The following is a 15,334-nucleotide window of genomic DNA, read 5'->3' as shown; positions in this document are numbered from 1 at the left end:
CGGACACATCTGCGCTTCACTCCCGGGCTTCGATCTTGAGCCTGGTCACCAGGCGCACGTGCGCTTTCTTGGTCGCGGAGGAAATTTCCAATCGTTCGCCCCGCGGTTCTTTGGGGCCTTGATCGATGCGCCCGGGCGGACCGGGCGAGGCCACGATGTTCGGAACGATGGCCGCCTTGAATGGCTCCGCGCCCGGCATGGTGATGCTCAATTGGGCGGAGGGTGCCTTGATGAGGAATCCGGTCGTGCCGGTCGTCTCCACCTTTTCATCGGCATGAACCAGGGCCGTGAACTCCGCCTCGTGGTTCGCGGCCACGTCGTCGGTCACCACGAATTCCTCCGGTGCCGAATCGGAGATTTCGAACTCTCGAATGAACTTGGTCAGCCCCAGCTCCGGCTCGTAGGCGGATGCCGCGTTGCCGCGCACGTAGGCTCGACCGGACTCGATCTTCACTTCCTCGATGCGGATGCCATCGAGCCGCTCGTTCGGCACCCCCTCGAACGCCTCATGACCGTTCCCCTCGCGGGCTTGTCCCTTGCCATCGACGAGCAAGGTGTTGTTGTGCGCGGTCAGAGGAATGCCGGCATACCCCGAGGCGCCGGTGAGATACGCCTTGCCCCCGTAGAGGATGAAGCTGTTGGCATCCGGATGGGCATGGCCGTTCGAGGAGACCCAGTCGCGGAATGCTTCGTATTGCCCCTTGGCGTGATGACCTTCCGGCGGACCGCACTTGAAGGCGAAGGCCTTTGCGTTGGGCGTCCAGTCGCTTCGCCAGTACACCACGTCATGATCGGGAAAGTAGTGCCACCGTGGCTGCTGCTCGATCGGAACCACTGGAACCGTTGGATCGTACCAGAAAAGGGACCAATAGTTCTCGGCGTTGAAATGATTCAGACTCTCCATCCAAGCGGCCACCCCCTGCGCCTCGCCACTGCGGAAGCGGGAGGCCAAGCGGTACAGGATGTTGTAATTCGTATGAAATCGACCCCCTGGGTGGGAGCGCTCGTACTCGGGCCCCGTTTTCAATCGCGTTGCCGGCCCGTCCATGATGTCGCCAAAATCGAAGACCCATTGCCCGTCGGGCAACACGGAATGCGCAATGTATTCGTGCGACCGCCGAAATCCCGGCTGATCGTACAAATCTTCGCCGGTCGCGTGCAGGTGCGCGTCGAGATAATGAACGAGCCACGGCGTGGAGAAGACCCAGTACTCGTGCCCCTCGTAGTAATAGCCATCTTGAGAATACGTCTGCAGCACGCGTTCGTAGATCGCGCGCGCGAGCTTGGCCCACTCCGGCGCGTCGGCCACTTCGTCGTACAGTGCGTAGGCGGCGACGCCTAGCCCGGCGATCGGAATGAACGTGTGATTCTGGCTGTAGGGATACTGTTTCCCTGGCGTGGGCTTGTAATAATCGAAGAGCAACCGAGCCTGGAGGGTCAGCTTGTCGCGATACCGCGTGCGCTCGGCGTCCGTGAGGTCGTCGTAGAGAAGATCGTAGCCCCACCCCATTCCATACAGCAGGTGGCCCGCGGCCAGGTCGACGTTGGGTTTGTTGTTGTAATACCCCCACACGTCGTAACTGGCGGCCGCGTCGAGGTATTGTTTGGCTGCGACCAAGTATTTCGGGTCGCCTTCGATTTTGTACGCCAGCGCGGCTTCGGCGATGCCGAGCCCCACTTCATTCTGGGAGCGCCGTTCCTGCGAAGGTGGCGGCGGCGGGGGCACCCTCACCGCGCGAACTTGATCGAGCGCATACTGCCAGACCTTTTGATGCGAGCCGTGCGCGCGTTCGCGCAGCTGCGATAGTTCGGCGACGGTGGCATAGACGCGTGGATGCTTTCCCATCAGCTCTGGGCGCAGCGACGACCGGAGTTGACCCATGAAGCGGGAGATGGGGTGACCATCCGTATTGAGGGCCGGCGCGTTCGCCGCGTCGTCGCTGCACGATACGGCCACCGGCAATAGGGCGACCAAAATGAGCCTAGCGATGGAACATTTCGTTGCGGCTCTTCGTGCGTGCAGCTCCATGAGTGCCTCCCTCTCTGCGTCGCGCCCCGGGCGATATGTTAACGTTCCCATACTGACATGACGAGGGTGCTTGTCCAGGACCTTGTAGGTCACTCGGCGAGGTATCGCGTAAGCCTCAGGGAACCGTCGTACGTCAATGCGACGACCGCTTTTCCGTCGGACTGCACGGCCACACTGCGCGACCCGGAGGATCCCTGTGGACCCAAGATCACGAAGCCCTTGCGGCCGAAGTGCGGATCGAGCCCCTCGGGGCCGACCCGCGTGAGGACGTCGACGGGTGGACCGGACAATCGGTGCGCGACACCGAGGGCCAGAATCGATCCATTCGGCTGGGCTCCGAGTGCCCGGATGGAGGTGAGGTACGGGTCTTCGTTCGAGACGATGACGGTGGGAAACGCAAAGATCCCCTGGTCCCAACGGGATGAATCCAGGTGACCGTCGCGTGTGATGCGTGCCAGCACGGCGCGGCTCACGCCTCGCACGCCACCCATGACGTAGCCCCCATCGTCCTCGAGAAGCACCGTGGGGGAAAGCTCGCTGGACGATCCCATTCCGCCGTCGACGCCAAAGTTGGTGTCTGCATGGCCGTCCGCACGGAATCCTAGCCACACCGTAGGGGACGTCTGGCCGGAAGCCAGGACGACGATGCCGCCGTTGTCGCGCGCGCTGGCCCCCACCACGATGGGCTCCCAGGAATAGGTACTCGCGACCGTCCCATTCGTGCCGAACCGCGGATCGGGCCCACCGTCCAGAAGCATCGCGCGTTGACGAAGCTCGCCACCACCATCCGGGAGATCGCTGCTGCGCACGAGAAGGATGCGCAACGGTCGTTCGATGGGGACCAACTCGCCGGAGGAAGAGTTCGGGGAGGATTGCTCACGCATGAGCGTCTCGACCCCGCCGTCGCGTGCGACGCGGAGCAGGTACCTCACGACTTGGTAATTGGGGGCGTCGGCGCTCGCATGGACGAGGATGGCATTTCCGCCTGGCTCCCTCACGGCAAAGCCGCCAATGCCCGCTCCCTTCATGACCACCGTCGGGGGCGAAGCATGGCACACTCCGTCGCGGGAACAGCGCACGAGCATCAGGTCGCCGTCCCCGGCGGCGAAGAGGACCACGAGCTCGTCGCCATCGGAGAGCACCGACGCGCCGCCGACGGACAGCGGTACCCGTATCTCCACGACGCCGCCGTCTCCGAACGAAAGGTCCAGCGACCCGGCCGCCGCGTCGGGGCCAGGAGAATCCGCATGCGCATCGCCGGCATCCAACCCGCGGGTGAGCCCGGGGAGGTCGTCCACCCCCAACAGCGTGGTGCACGCCACGCCGAAGCTGGCCGCGAAAAGTGCAAATAGGCTTGCGCGCAGCGCCTTCATTGGACCCAAAAGCGCGCGAGTTTCACCACGTGCTCGGCCGAAAGCCACGTCACCACGGCTTTTCCATCGGGCTGAATGACCATGCTGGCCCGTCCGCCGATCTCCCCTTCCTCGATGTACGCATATCCATTTTGCGCAAATGAGGTATCGAGCCCGCTCCGAGAAACCCGTGAGAGGGTGACGACGCCGGTCTCCGTCGCCGAGGTGCTCCCGAATGCAAGCACGCTGCCGCCGGCTCCGAGCGCCATCGCCCCCACGAGCGCCAACGGCGGTCTCAGACCGTCCGCGCTGATCTCGAATCGATACATTCCGCCGTTCCAGTACGACGGGTCGATGCGGCCGTCGCGGTCCAGCCGGAGCAAGACTCCACGGGGCGTGTCCGAATGCGAGCCGCCTGCGATGTAGCCACCATCGTCCAGGACGATCTCTCGTATTTCCGAGGCGAGGTTCGAGGTGCCCACGCCATCCTTCGTTCCAAACGAGGTATCCACGGCGCCATTCTTCTCGAACCGCATCCACATGACCGCTTCGGCCATTCCCGCAACCACGATCCGACCATCGTCGTGAAGGAGGACATCGTTCGGAACGAAGTACGGCACCGGCAAGGCTCTGGCCACGAGTCCTCCCTGGCCAAAGAGCATATCGGGGCTGCCGTCCTGCAGAAATGCGCGGACGTTCACCCGCCCTGCCCCTCTCGGTCCCCCATTGTTGACCCCCACGCTTCGAAGGGGGCTCGTCGCAAAGGCAATTTCGAGCTGGGTGGTCGGTGCGGTCAGCGTTTCCTGGGCGAGGTGTTCGGCACCGCCATCGCGCGTCGAACGCCACAGGTGCGCGATGTTCTCGTATTCGCGCTCAGGGTCGGCGGACTGCAATCCGTAGAAGAGCCCCACACCACCGCCCAGATCGCGAACGGGAACGACGCGGCTGACCGAAGATGGCTCGGGCTTCATCGGATGCGACGTATCGCAGACGCCCGATTTGGAACATCGAACGATCGCCAGACCGGGCTTGCTTGCGGTCAGCACGAGCAGAATGTCTTCGCCGTCCAGCATCAGCGACGGAGGCACGGTCAGGGTGGGCCACTCCAGCGTGGTGAATCCCTGATCGCCAAAGGTCCGATCCAAGGTTCCCGCGGGATGGATCGCATCGAGCGATCCATCCACGCCGCGTGGGGGCGCGCCGTCGGCTCCTCCATCGGGCCCGTGTGACCGTTCGGGAAGGTCCTCGTGGCCGATGAGTACGCCGCATGCGCTGGCGGAAAGCACGGCAAGGGCGCCGAGGACGAGGGGGAGCATCGCGACGAAACCGACCGGGATTCGTCGATGGAAATGGCCACGGCCCTCGTTCAGACGCACGGGGCGACGAGTCTAGTGGGGCGTCCACCCCGTGGCAATCGACGCCACCTCATGGCGCGCCACTGCCCGGCGCACCTGATTTTGTTGAACCTCGAAGGGCGGGTTCGGTCACTCTACAGGTGCGGTGCGCACCTCGTACGCAGATCCCCAAGACTCCAAGTCGGCCCGGACACCGCCCACCTCCGGCTTCGGACCGCGGATCGTGTCGAACGACGAGCGCATGATCGCGGGCCTCTGCGCCGGCGACGTGGATGCCCGCGCGCGATTCTTCGATCTGTACGCGGGGGACGTGCGGCGAATCCTGCTGCGTGTCCTCGGGTCGGATGTCGAGCTCGCCGATCTGGTGCAGGAGGTCTTTCTGCGCGCGATGACCGGCATCGAGCGGCTGGACGATCCGTCGACCCTGCGATCGTGGCTCACGGGGATCGCCGTCTTTACGGCGCGCGAGTGCATTCGCCGGCGGCAACGAAGGCGCTGGCTCGTGTTCCTGCCCAACGAGAGCCTTCCCGAGCCGGAACCTGGACCGGCCGGGGACGCGGACGCCAGTGAAGCGCTCACGGCCACTTACCGCATTCTCGCGCGGATGGGGGTCGACGAACGCATCGCGTTCACGTTGCGCTTCATCGACGGCATGGAGCTCACGCAGGTGGCCGAGGCGTGCGACACGTCGGTGAGCACCATCAAGCGACGGCTCGCTGCAGCCGAAAAGCGTTTTCTGGCGCATGCCCGGCAGCACCCCGCGCTCGCAGAGTGGATCCGCCGTGGCCGATGGAGCGACGAATGAAGCGGTCCTCTTCATCGGCTTCGCTCAAGCGCCTCGGGGCGAAACTGGCCGAGGTGCAAGACGAGCGCGTGCTCGACGACGACACGCTGGAACGTGCGCGTGAAGCGTTCCTCGCACCGGAGGCGGCGCTCCGCCGGAAAAAGCGTGGCGTGGAGGCCCTTTCGCGATGGGCGATGGTGGCCGCGCTGATGGTGTCGGCGTTGGTGGGCGTAGGCGCCCATGCGCTGGTGGTGTCGACGAGAACGGCGCCGGCCCCTGCCACCCAGGCCGTGCCGCCACTTGCCTTCGAGGTCCAAGGCGAAGCCCACGTGCCGAGCCACGCGCTGCAGGTGGGCGATTGGATCGCGGCACCGAAGACGGGCTCGTTGCCCATTCATTTTTCGGACGGGACGGAGTTGCTGCTCGCGGCGTCTTCCCGCGCGCGGGTGGTGGATGTGGGAAGCCTCGGCGCCCGCGTGGTCCTGGAGCGGGGCGAGACCCACGCCCGCGTCGTTCATGGCGAGAGCAGCAGCTGGTACTTTGCCGCGGGCCCCTTCGAGGTGCACGTCACGGGAACACAGTTCCAAGTGGGGTGGCAGCCTGCGGAGGGCACGTTCACGTTGCAGCTCGAGGAGGGTTCCGTCGTGGTGACCGGCTGCGGGCTGGCGCGCGAGCGGGCTGTCCGCAGCGGGCAGTCGCTGCGCCTGATCTGCGATGAAGAGCACATGGTCGCCACCGAGGAGCCCGTTCCGGCCCGCGCGCCTTCGCCCGCACCTTCGCCCGCTCCATCCGCACCGACGAACGCGGTGAGGCCGAGCGCCCCGGCCACCCCGCCCCGCCGCGTGTCCTCGCTCCCCGAGATGCCCAAGCCGGAAGCGACGGTGGAGCCCCCTGCCCCCGTTGCCGCGCAGCCTTCGCCGCCGCCGGCACCGGAATGGCGGATCATGTTCGGCGCCGACCGCTTCCACGAGGCGTACGCTGCGGCCCATCGTGCGGGGTGGGCGCGACTCTGTGAAGAGGGCGACGTTTCGGATCTCGCGGCCCTGGCCGACATGGCGCGCTTCACCGGGCACTTCGACGAGGCCGAGCAGGCGCTTCTCGCCATCCGGCGTCGCTTTCCTGCCGACGAACGGGCCCCTTGGGCGGCGTTTCAGCTCGGTCGATTGTGCTTCGATCAACGCAGCCTGCCGCGCGACGCGGCCAACTGGTTCGGGACGGCCTTTCGCGAGCGTCCCTCGGGTCCGCTCGCCCGGGAGGTCTTGGGCCGCTTGATGGAGGCACGCGAACGCGCCGGCGAGATGGACGCCGCACGCGAGGCCGCACGCCGGTACATGGCGAAGTACCCGTCCGGGCCGCACGCGGATCGGGCCCTCGAGCTCCTCGAGCACCGATGACGGGGCGAGGCCTTCGCCACGCACTCGTCCTGGGGATCGCCATTCTCGTCGCCTGCGCATCGAACGCGGCCGCGGAGGAACCGCCGGCGGCGCCGGTGCGGGTCGTGCTCTTGGGTCGCCCGAACGCGAGCGCGCTCACCCGCATGCGGGCCGAACTCGAGACGCTCGGGTGGCAAGTGTTCGCGCCGCGTCCACGGGCCCCCGCCCCGCGCCCGGGTGGAAGCACCGATGCGCTCGCCCCGTCGCGCGAAGAGCTCGAGGGCACCGCGCGTGAGTTCCACGCGACCGCCCTCGTGGAAGTCGACGACGAGGGCGCTCTTCATGTGTGGGTCGTCGACGCCGCGGGCCACGTGCAACCCGTCGAAGTGGTGCACATGGCCACCGAGGACGTCACCACCCTCCGCTCCGCCGAGGTCGTCCGCGTGGCCGTCGAATACCGACTTCGCTCCCGCGAGGCCGCCGCGTCGAACCGCCCGGAGCAAGCCGCCGACCACCCGGAGGAATCGCGGGAGCCCTCGGAGGCCGGGCCATCCGCGCCCCCGAAATTCAGGGTGTCCGCGGGCCTCTCCGCCATGACGATGCCGTACGGCGGCATGAGGCCGGGGTGGAACCTTCGGCTGGGCGCGAGCTACCACTTCCAGCGGCACGTGGGCATTGCCCTCTTTGCAGGGGTGCCGCTCGTGCCCAACACGTGGGAGCCAAAAGGATCCTCGACCGACATTCGCGCCTGGCTCCTCGGAATCGGTCCCGTGTTCACGTGGGAGTCCAAACAGCGGCTCTGGGCGGTCACGGCCGGTGGAGGCATCGCGGGCGCCGCCATGGAATACTCCGGCGGTGCGTTGAACGCGCACGCCCACGAGATCGATCGCAAGGGACCGATGGCCATTCCGTTTCTGGAGTTCGGCGTGGGCGTGCGCATCTTTTCGGAGTCGCGCCTCACGTTCGCCGCATTGGTCGGGCAGGCCCTGCCACGCACCACCGTGTCGCTCGTCCAACATGACAATAGCGCGGTATGGGGACAGCCGTTGACCATGCTTTCGCTGACCCTCGACGCGGGCTTTTAGAAGCGCACGCCCGCGCGCCGAGCTGAAGCTCGCGGGATGAAAAAGACACCGCAGCCGGCGAATCCTGAACCGCAGCGCCAGCGGGAGGACACTGTCTCGTAGGCCTCGTACACGTCATATACGAATAGTGCCCATCTGGATTGGATCCCTTTGGGGCCTTATTACATCGAAACGAAGTGCGAACATGGATAAACCCGTGAGCACCGCCACGCGTCGAAGTCTCTTGCTGGGGATGTTGGGCTCCGTTTCGGCCTGCGCGGCCGCACCGACGGCGAAGTCGCGTCCGGCAGTCGCCGTGTCAGGTACGTCGGCCTCGGCCACCTCCGCCGCGCAGGCACCGAAGCCCGTACGGGTGCCGGCCCCCGGTGCGAGACGGTCGGTCGTCTGCATCTGCGCGCACCCCGACGACGCCGAATCGGGCTGCGGCGGCACCTTGATCCGCCTCGCCAAGGAAGGCTACCGGGTACAGATCATCTACACCTTTTCAGGTGCGGTCCCCGGAAAGAGCCTCGAAGAAGCGCTGCCCACTCGGCGTGAGGAAGCGCGGCGCGCATGCCGCATCCTCGGCGCCGATCCCTATTTTACCTACGACAACCGCGGGGTTTCCGTGCTCGATCCCGCGGGCCTCGTCAAGGTCACGGCGATGCTCAACCAATTCGCCCCCGACATGGTCTTTGCCCACTGGCCGCTCGATGCGCACGAGGACCATCAAATCGCAGCGCTCCTGGGCCTGCGCGCCGTGGCCGCATTGGATCCCGCGCCGGAGCTCTATTTCTTCGAGGTGGAACGCGGCAGCCAAACCATGGCCTTTTCGCCCTCGGTGTACGTGGACATTACCGCGGTGCGCGAACAGAAGGTCCGCGCATTGACGGAGCACGAGAGCCAAGATCCCTGGCGACTCTACGAGCGTGACCACGAGCCCATGGAGCTCTTTCGCGGGCGCGAGGCCGGCGTCAAAGCCGCCGAAGCCTTCGTCCCATTGAAGGGGGGCTCCGGACGGCTCCTGCACGTACTCGCATGAGCCGAGCGCAAAGGCCCGAGTGAACGGCTGAGTACGAATACGTATTGCTTCGCCCGAGAAGAAGTGCTCGTATGACGGCGTTGTTTGCATGCGTCGAGCCCCGGTGAACGTGTGTTTCAAAAACGCATGAGCTGAGGTGGTGAGGGCAGCAACGGTGGTTTGCAGTGGGAGTCCGACCGCGAGCCTGCGCTCCTGATCGCGTTCCTGTGCCCACGGGTTTCCCTCCGTCGCACGCGGCAAAGGCCAATCGGTCGAAATGCCCATGAGGGGTTCTTCGATATCGATTTCGCCGCGCTCCCCTTCTCTGGAGGTTTCCGCCATGAAGCTCAGAGCTCAGCTGAAGCAACGTTGCAATTTAGTTGCATACGCATCCCTCTTGCTGTTGGCCTGTTCGCCCCTCGCGTGCGTGAGCAGCGCCGACGAGATCACCGAACCCGACACCGACTCGACCAGCGATCCGATCATCGGCGGGCGCAATGCCACGGAGGTGTACCCGTTCATGGTGGCCCTCTCCAACGGCTGCGGGGGCAGCCTGGTGGCCCCGCAATGGATCGTCACCGCGACGCATTGCGGCTCCGCGTCATCGGGCCGCATTGGATCGACGCAGAAAAGCTCGGGGGGCGAGGTCATTTCCATCGACCGCCGCATCAACCGCCGGGGGACGGATCTCACGTTGATGCATCTTTCGCGTGCGTCGACCAAGACGCCCATCGCGATGGCCGAAACGGCGCCCACCCCGGGCATTCGGGCCAGGCTCATTGGCTTCGGTTGTATGAGCTGGCCCTCCTGCCGCAATGCCACGACGCTGCAAGAGATCGATCTCACCGTACTTCGTCCGAGCTCCTGCTACGCGGGAGGAGGCACCGCCAACGACGTCTGCATCTCCGGCGACGCCACGCACTCCGCCTGCCATGGCGACTCCGGCGGCCCGGCCATCACCGGCTCCAGCGGCAACTGGACCCTCGTGGGTGAGACCCACGGTCCGGGCGACAACAACGGCGAATGCGCCACGAGCACGCTCTATACGGGCATCGCGGCGAATGTCACCTGGATCAAGCAGCAGATTGGTTCGCCCTGACATTTGACGATTCATGGCAGACGGTCGGGCGCTGGCGCGAATGATGCGGTTTCCAGCGCCGGAACCGTCTTCGAATGCGAGACGTGCGACACCTTTGGCCCTGCGACGCAATCGTCGCACGCTGAAGAGCGAAAAATCGGCGCTTCCGTTTTGGCGCGAGGCTTGCGATAAACGCCGCGCCCACGCCGCAGCAAACCATTCGTCGAGGTGATCCTCTGGAATAGGAGCCAACATGCGCACCAAGGTCGTGGCAGTCTTTGCAGCGTCGTTTTTCGTCGTAGCTTGTGGGCAGGCATCGGATTCGGATTCCGATTCGGACCAAACAATCGGTGTATCCAACTCGGAATTGACCGCGGCCGACGAGAACTCCGCGGCGCGGGACGCGAGCGAAACCTACGAAAACGCGGCGCGCCGGCACGACGAGCGCTACCGCCGCAATCACCCCGAGGTCAAAAGCACATTCGCGCTCTCCGCGAAGGACAGCCAAGTTCCCGTGGAGCAAGCCGACATGTCGCAGGTCCCCACGTGGTCGGATGCCGATATCACAGCGCACTTCGAGCGATCCCGCGACCTGCGCTTCATGACCACGTCCAATCGCCCCAACTTCCAGCGGCGCATCTCGTGGCTCTACCCCGACGACGCGTGCTTCGCGCGCGCCGAGTTGGTGAACGCCAAGGCCGAGGAATGGGGCAAGGGCCGGCCTTACCATCTCTTTTCGTTCGGCAACCTGACGGTCCGCACGAACAACCACCCCAATGGGAGCGTAAGCTGGTGGTACCACACGGTGCCCATCGTGAAGAGCGCGTCGAGCGGCGAGGTACTGGTCCTCGATGCGGCCCTCGATGCAAGCAAGCCCATTCCCTGGAAGCAATGGCTGCTCATGCAAGTGTCGAACTTGAACAACGTGAAGGTCTCGGTCTGCGATGGCAAGGCCTATGGTCCGAGCAACGCATGCTTTGGCTCGTCGACGGCAACATCGTCGGCGCTGAGCGCGGAGCAGGGCACCTACCTGCAAAAGGAGTGGGATCGCCAGACCTCGCTCGGCCGCGATCCGAACGCCGTGCTGGGAGATAGCCCTCCGTGGGGCGGCGGCGGCTCGGACTGCACGGGCACCGCCTTCACCGGCAGCCTGGCCGCCGGTGCGCAGGCCTTCCAACCCGGCGACACCGGCTACGAGAGCTCCATCTCGGGCACGCACGGCGCAAAGTTGCTCGGCCCGAGCAACTCCGACTTCGATCTCTACTTGGAAAAGTGGAGCGGCTCCTCCTGGGCCCAAGTGAGCAAATCCGACAGCCCCGCCGCCAGCGAATCCGTCTCCTATCCTGGCTCCGCCGGCAAGTACCGCTGGCGCATCCAGGCCTACGCGGGAAGCGGGAATTACTCGCTCTGCACCCAGCGTCCTTGAATCGATGAAAACGTGATTGGGGCCTCCGCCGCCGTCGAACGCCTCGGCGGCAAGGCCCCATGGTCGCGGTTTCAAAGGATCGAGCCCGTGCCCATGCCCGACGACGAGCACGAGCACGGGGGACGTGCACGCCATCGGAAGCAGCGAAACGCTCTGGGCCGATATGAAGCGACAGCTACGAACGCTCGCTCTCAACATCGAATCCGAGCCCCTTCAAGCCGTCCGTCGACTCCGAGCCTCAACTCCGGTCGCTAAAATCGCGGGCTGGTTTCGCCATTCCATTGCTGAGGCTCAGAACAACTGATCACGGTGTTAGCCCTCGTGCCGCCCGCCCCGGCGGGGCGCGATGCACATGCCTGTTCGGGACGGCTTCCCTACTCGTCGAGCATTTCACTGTTGCCTTTGACGCCAATATCCGTCTCGGCCGCCGCGATGAAAAAAGGATCCTGGATCTCGATGTTGGGCAGTAAAGAAAGTTTCAGTCCTTCGACATGCCCTTTCTCCAGGTTTGGCCTGGCGCACTATTGGCCCTTTTCAAGATTCTTGCGATGCCGACTTACGCCGAACTCGCGGCACCGGGGGGCGATCCACGTCGTGACGGGCTCCCGCTTCTCGTGCCTGAATGAGGATGCCGTGCGCGTTGACGAAGCGTCCGCGTCTTCGATTCTCGGCTGATTTGGCGGCGACGAATTGCGGCGATGAATTGCGGTAACGAATCTTGCAAATGGCTTGTTTCGTCATTCAAAAGACTTAGCTTCCTTCAAGATGAAGCACGCAGTGAAGCCGCTGCAGCTCGAGTTGCCGCCCGGCCGCTCGTGGGGCGGACGGAGAAAGGGAGCGGGCAGAAAGCGCAATCCAAAGTCCGGGGTGCCTCATCGCGCACGCCCCGTTCACAACGCCGCGCATCCTGTTCACGCGACATTGCGAACCAGGGACGACGTGCACGGCCTCCGAGCGGCCCGCGTATTCGAGTTGCTCGTACGAAGTATCAAGGAGGCATCTCGCACGGAGTTCCGTATCGTGCAGTTCTCGGTCCAGCATGATCACATCCACCTCATCGTGGAAGCGTGCGACAAAGTAAGCTTGTCACGCGGGATGCGCGGACTCTCGATTCGGCTGGCGCGCGCCATCAATCGAGCGCTCGTTCGCCGCGGCTCGGTCTGGAAAGAGCGCTATCACGCCCATGCCCTCAAACAACCCCGGGAGGTTCGGAACGCGCTTCTCTACGTACTCATGAACCACAGAAAGCACGGAGCATCCCCGGCCTGGCTCGACCCACGTTCGTCCGCCGCATGGTTCGACGGATGGCGCAAGGACGCTCTTTTCGAGCACGCCCTTCGCGACCTTGCCCGACTCACGGACCTCGCCCCGCCCGTCCAGCCCGCGCGAACCTGGCTCGCTCGAGAAGGTTGGCGCCGCCACCGCTTGCTTGGCATCGACGAAGGCCCCGGGCTTCCGCATCCATCTTCGACGCCCGCTCCTCCCGGACGAACGCGAACATCACGTCGACTCCTTCACGAAGGTGAGTAGCAGGCGGGAATCCTTGTGGATAACCGTCGCGACGTCGCGACAATCGCGGTCCCCGCTGGTTCGTGGTGGCCCCCCATTCCGGCCATCGGCTAATTCCACGTGCTCACCGGAGCAATCGACTTGTAACGATGAAAAGCGTTGCAGTCCCCTAACAATCAGCGCAGATGCGCAGACAGTATTCTAGGTATCCGTCATATCCGTCGTTCGCGTTCAACGACGAGGTCAAGGGAGAGACAGAACACGTGGCTGAAGCGAATTGGGTAAGTAAAATGCGCTCTCTTCTCGGCGTTGATCGCATGGTGCCCGCCGCAATCTTGGTCTCAGTTCTGCTTGCGTGCTCGAACGATTCAACAGGGGCCGGTGCCAATCTCCCGGGGATCGTTCAAATCCCGGGAGAGAACCTCGCCGTCGGGCAGCGTGTCTTGCTGGATCCACACGGGGATGCCCTAAGCGGGTGCAACGAGCGGAGCCTCACCAACGTATTGGCTCACGCGTCTGCCGTGAGTCCAGGGTCGGTCCAATGTCGGAGAAAATCCTTTCTGGCTCCGCAGATTTGGTAATCGGTTAGCGCAATCGCCATTACCCTTGGACGACCTTCAACGGATCCTCCGGATACGGCTCCAGTGAATCCGCGGGTTGCGCGGTTTGGACCAGTTGGAGGGCGGCGTCGGTCTTGGTCGATGGGTCGAGCCACGTGGCCAAATGGGGGGCGGTGACCAAGACCGGCATGCGATCGTGGATCTCCACCAAGGGGCCCGCGGCGGGCTGTGTGACGATGGTGCAGCTCTCGCGCACCTCGCCGTCGGAGGTGACGGTGCGCTTGCAGAGGGCGGCGAGGGCGAGGATGCGACCGTCCTTGGGGCGAACGGCGTAGGGCTTGCGCTTCGTTCCCTTCTCGCCCTGCCACTCGTAGAACTTCGTGAACATCACCAGCCCGCGGGTGCGGCTCGCCAGCGAACCCCGGGCGACCGTCTCCGCGCGGACGAGCAAGATGGGTCGCTTCGACGCTGCGCGCTCGTCGCGCGTGCCCCACACCATGCCGTCAAGCCTCAAATGGCCGTCTTCGCAGTGCACCACGGGCACCGGATCGGTCGGCGACACGTTGTGGCGGGGGGAGGACAGATCGAAGTGCACGTCGAGCTCGCCCAGGTCCGCGAACGCTTCGCGTATCTTTTTTTCGCTGTAGTCCACATCTCCTCGACCGCACATGCGCGATTGTTTTGCCATTCCTGATTTGGCGCGCAACCGCGGAATACTTTTTCAATGTCGATACATGGATCCCCCGCAGATGGATCGCATTTGTTCCATTGTGTTCCGCTGCCTCCCGGCTAGCGTGAGGTCAATAAGCTCGGGAAGGGAGCACCTCATGAGACGAATCGGCGTGTCGATGGCCGCGATTGGGATCACCGTGGGCTTGCTAGGCTGTTCCGGCAGTCCGGAGGCGCCGGATGAAGCCGGAACGCCCGTTTTGGAGCGAAAAATCGATCCGGCGCTTCGTATCGAGCGGGACAAAACTCAGGTGCAGGGGCAGCTGACCGACAACGGCATCGACGTGCAATTCTCCAGCGTCGAGTCCGCCCAGGAAACCTTGGTGAAGGTCAGCCTCGACGGCATGGTCCTCACGGCCCGCTACACGGGCGACCAAGAGATCCTCGACGGCGTCAGCGCCGACGGCTCCCCCACCCTGCTCACCGAGATCGATCGCGCGGCCATCCGGCGGCTGCTCGCGGCGCTGGAGGCCACGTTCTACCCGCCCGTCGACCACGTGGAGAGCAAGGAAGACTACGATCGCGCGCGCCAGGTCACCAAGGCCGAGGAGCGGCTGTTCCGCGTGGTGGATGCGCAGTGGTCGCGGTGGCCGTCGGCGCTTCCCCTGGGCAAAACCATCACCGGCGAGGCCGCACGCAGCTGGACGAGCTGGCGCCGCTACGCCGCCACCAACACCACGGTGACGGGCTGCCACGACTGCAACAAATGCTCGTGGTCCGGTGACTGCTGCGACACCGGCAAAAAACTGGGCGAAAACTTCAACGGCTCCAACTACGGCAACTGCGGCACCAGCAGCACGGGCACGCAGTTCACCAAGGACTGCACGAACCACGATCAGTGCGTGCGCACGACCAAGCACGGTGGCCACGCGCTGGCCAGCGCTTACTGCGACGACCAATTTGCCTCGTGCGTCGACGACGAGGCGAGCGCCCCCTCGTGCGCCTACGACTGGCGCGGGACCAGCCGCAAGGGCAACTGCCCCACGTCGTGGAAGGGCGACGGCAAATGCGATTGCTTTTGCCAATTCCAAGATACCGACTGCTAATCCTCTTA

The 15,334-nt window shown here is 64.7% G+C and carries 12 protein-coding genes; 8 read left to right on the top strand and 4 right to left on the bottom strand.

The features are described from left to right. Positions 1 to 16 precede the first annotated feature (16 nt). The 3 genes from LVJ94_19375 to LVJ94_19365 form a co-directional block, all read right to left on the bottom strand. Positions 17 to 2,029 (bottom strand): DUF4962 domain-containing protein, encoded by a 2,013-nt coding sequence (locus tag LVJ94_19375; GenBank protein WXB09379.1) that lies wholly within the window; start codon positions 2,027 to 2,029, stop codon positions 17 to 19. A gap of 89 nt (positions 2,030 to 2,118) precedes the next feature. Beyond that, entirely contained in the window at positions 2,119 to 3,402 is a 1,284-nt protein-coding gene (locus LVJ94_19370) for a hypothetical protein (GenBank protein ID WXB09378.1), read from the bottom strand. After that, the gene (locus LVJ94_19365; protein WXB09377.1) at positions 3,399 to 4,697 is read right to left on the bottom strand and encodes a hypothetical protein; all 1,299 of its coding nucleotides are present in this window, start codon (positions 4,695 to 4,697) and stop codon (positions 3,399 to 3,401) included. The genes LVJ94_19370 and LVJ94_19365 overlap by 4 nt, the downstream gene beginning before the upstream one ends. 184 nt (positions 4,698 to 4,881) lie before the next feature. On the opposite strand from LVJ94_19365, the gene LVJ94_19360 reads away from it, so the two are divergent. From LVJ94_19360 to LVJ94_19330, 7 genes are all read left to right on the top strand, one after another. Next, a complete protein-coding gene (locus LVJ94_19360; GenBank protein WXB09376.1) occupies positions 4,882 to 5,541 on the top strand; it encodes a sigma-70 family RNA polymerase sigma factor in 660 nt (219 codons plus the stop codon). Continuing rightward, a complete protein-coding gene (locus tag LVJ94_19355) occupies positions 5,538 to 6,914 on the top strand; it encodes a FecR domain-containing protein (GenBank protein ID WXB09375.1) in 1,377 nt (458 codons plus the stop codon). The genes LVJ94_19360 and LVJ94_19355 overlap by 4 nt, the downstream gene beginning before the upstream one ends. After that, on the top strand, positions 6,911 to 7,978 hold the full coding sequence (locus LVJ94_19350) for a hypothetical protein (protein WXB09374.1): 1,068 nt from the start codon (positions 6,911 to 6,913) through the stop codon (positions 7,976 to 7,978). Before LVJ94_19355 ends, LVJ94_19350 begins: the two co-directional genes overlap by 4 nt. 196 nt (positions 7,979 to 8,174) lie before the next feature. Next, positions 8,175 to 8,999 (top strand): PIG-L family deacetylase, encoded by an 825-nt coding sequence (locus LVJ94_19345; protein WXB09373.1) that lies wholly within the window; start codon positions 8,175 to 8,177, stop codon positions 8,997 to 8,999. Positions 9,000 to 9,318: 319 nt separating this feature from the next. Beyond that, positions 9,319 to 10,077, top strand: coding sequence for a trypsin-like serine protease (locus LVJ94_19340; protein ID WXB09372.1), 759 nt, complete (start codon positions 9,319 to 9,321; stop codon positions 10,075 to 10,077). Between the two features lie 232 nt (positions 10,078 to 10,309). Next, a complete protein-coding gene (locus LVJ94_19335) occupies positions 10,310 to 11,482 on the top strand; it encodes a hypothetical protein (GenBank protein WXB09371.1) in 1,173 nt (390 codons plus the stop codon). A 765-nt stretch (positions 11,483 to 12,247) separates the two neighbouring features. Beyond that, positions 12,248 to 13,012 carry a transposase gene (locus tag LVJ94_19330; protein ID WXB09370.1) on the top strand — a complete coding sequence of 255 codons (765 nt, stop codon included), beginning with the start codon at positions 12,248 to 12,250 and terminating at the stop codon, positions 13,010 to 13,012. A gap of 579 nt (positions 13,013 to 13,591) precedes the next feature. On the opposite strand, the gene LVJ94_19325 is transcribed toward LVJ94_19330, so the two are convergent. After that, on the bottom strand, positions 13,592 to 14,203 hold the full coding sequence (locus LVJ94_19325; GenBank protein WXB09369.1) for an SOS response-associated peptidase: 612 nt from the start codon (positions 14,201 to 14,203) through the stop codon (positions 13,592 to 13,594). Positions 14,204 to 14,378: 175 nt separating this feature from the next. Here LVJ94_19325 and LVJ94_19320 point away from each other — a divergent pair, with 175 nt between their 5' ends. Continuing rightward, a complete protein-coding gene (locus tag LVJ94_19320; GenBank protein WXB09368.1) occupies positions 14,379 to 15,326 on the top strand; it encodes a hypothetical protein in 948 nt (315 codons plus the stop codon). The last annotated feature ends 8 nt before the right edge of the window (positions 15,327 to 15,334 follow it).

It is taken from the genome of Sorangiineae bacterium MSr11367 (assembly GCA_037157805.1).
In the GTDB taxonomy this organism is placed as follows: domain Bacteria; phylum Myxococcota_A; class Polyangia; order Polyangiales; family Polyangiaceae; genus Pendulispora; species Pendulispora rubella.
Note: the sequence above shows the minus strand (reverse complement) of the source record. Positions and strands in the feature narration are given on the sequence as shown.

Bases quoted from the DNA above. Each gene is read 5' to 3' on its own strand.
- LVJ94_19375 (WXB09379.1), bottom strand. From the start codon at position 2,029: ATGGAGCTGCACGCACGAAGAGCCGCAACGAAATGTTCCATCGCTAGG.
- LVJ94_19370 (WXB09378.1), bottom strand. From the start codon at position 3,402: ATGAAGGCGCTGCGCGCAAGCCTATTTGCACTTTTCGCGGCCAGCTTC.
- LVJ94_19365 (WXB09377.1), bottom strand. From the start codon at position 4,697: ATGCTCCCCCTCGTCCTCGGCGCCCTTGCCGTGCTTTCCGCCAGCGCA.
- LVJ94_19355 (WXB09375.1), top strand. From the start codon at position 5,538: ATGAAGCGGTCCTCTTCATCGGCTTCGCTCAAGCGCCTCGGGGCGAAA.
- LVJ94_19350 (WXB09374.1), top strand. From the start codon at position 6,911: ATGACGGGGCGAGGCCTTCGCCACGCACTCGTCCTGGGGATCGCCATT.
- LVJ94_19340 (WXB09372.1), top strand. From the start codon at position 9,319: ATGAAGCTCAGAGCTCAGCTGAAGCAACGTTGCAATTTAGTTGCATAC.
- LVJ94_19335 (WXB09371.1), top strand. From the start codon at position 10,310: ATGCGCACCAAGGTCGTGGCAGTCTTTGCAGCGTCGTTTTTCGTCGTA.
- LVJ94_19330 (WXB09370.1), top strand. From the start codon at position 12,248: ATGAAGCACGCAGTGAAGCCGCTGCAGCTCGAGTTGCCGCCCGGCCGC.
- LVJ94_19320 (WXB09368.1), top strand. From the start codon at position 14,379: ATGAGACGAATCGGCGTGTCGATGGCCGCGATTGGGATCACCGTGGGC.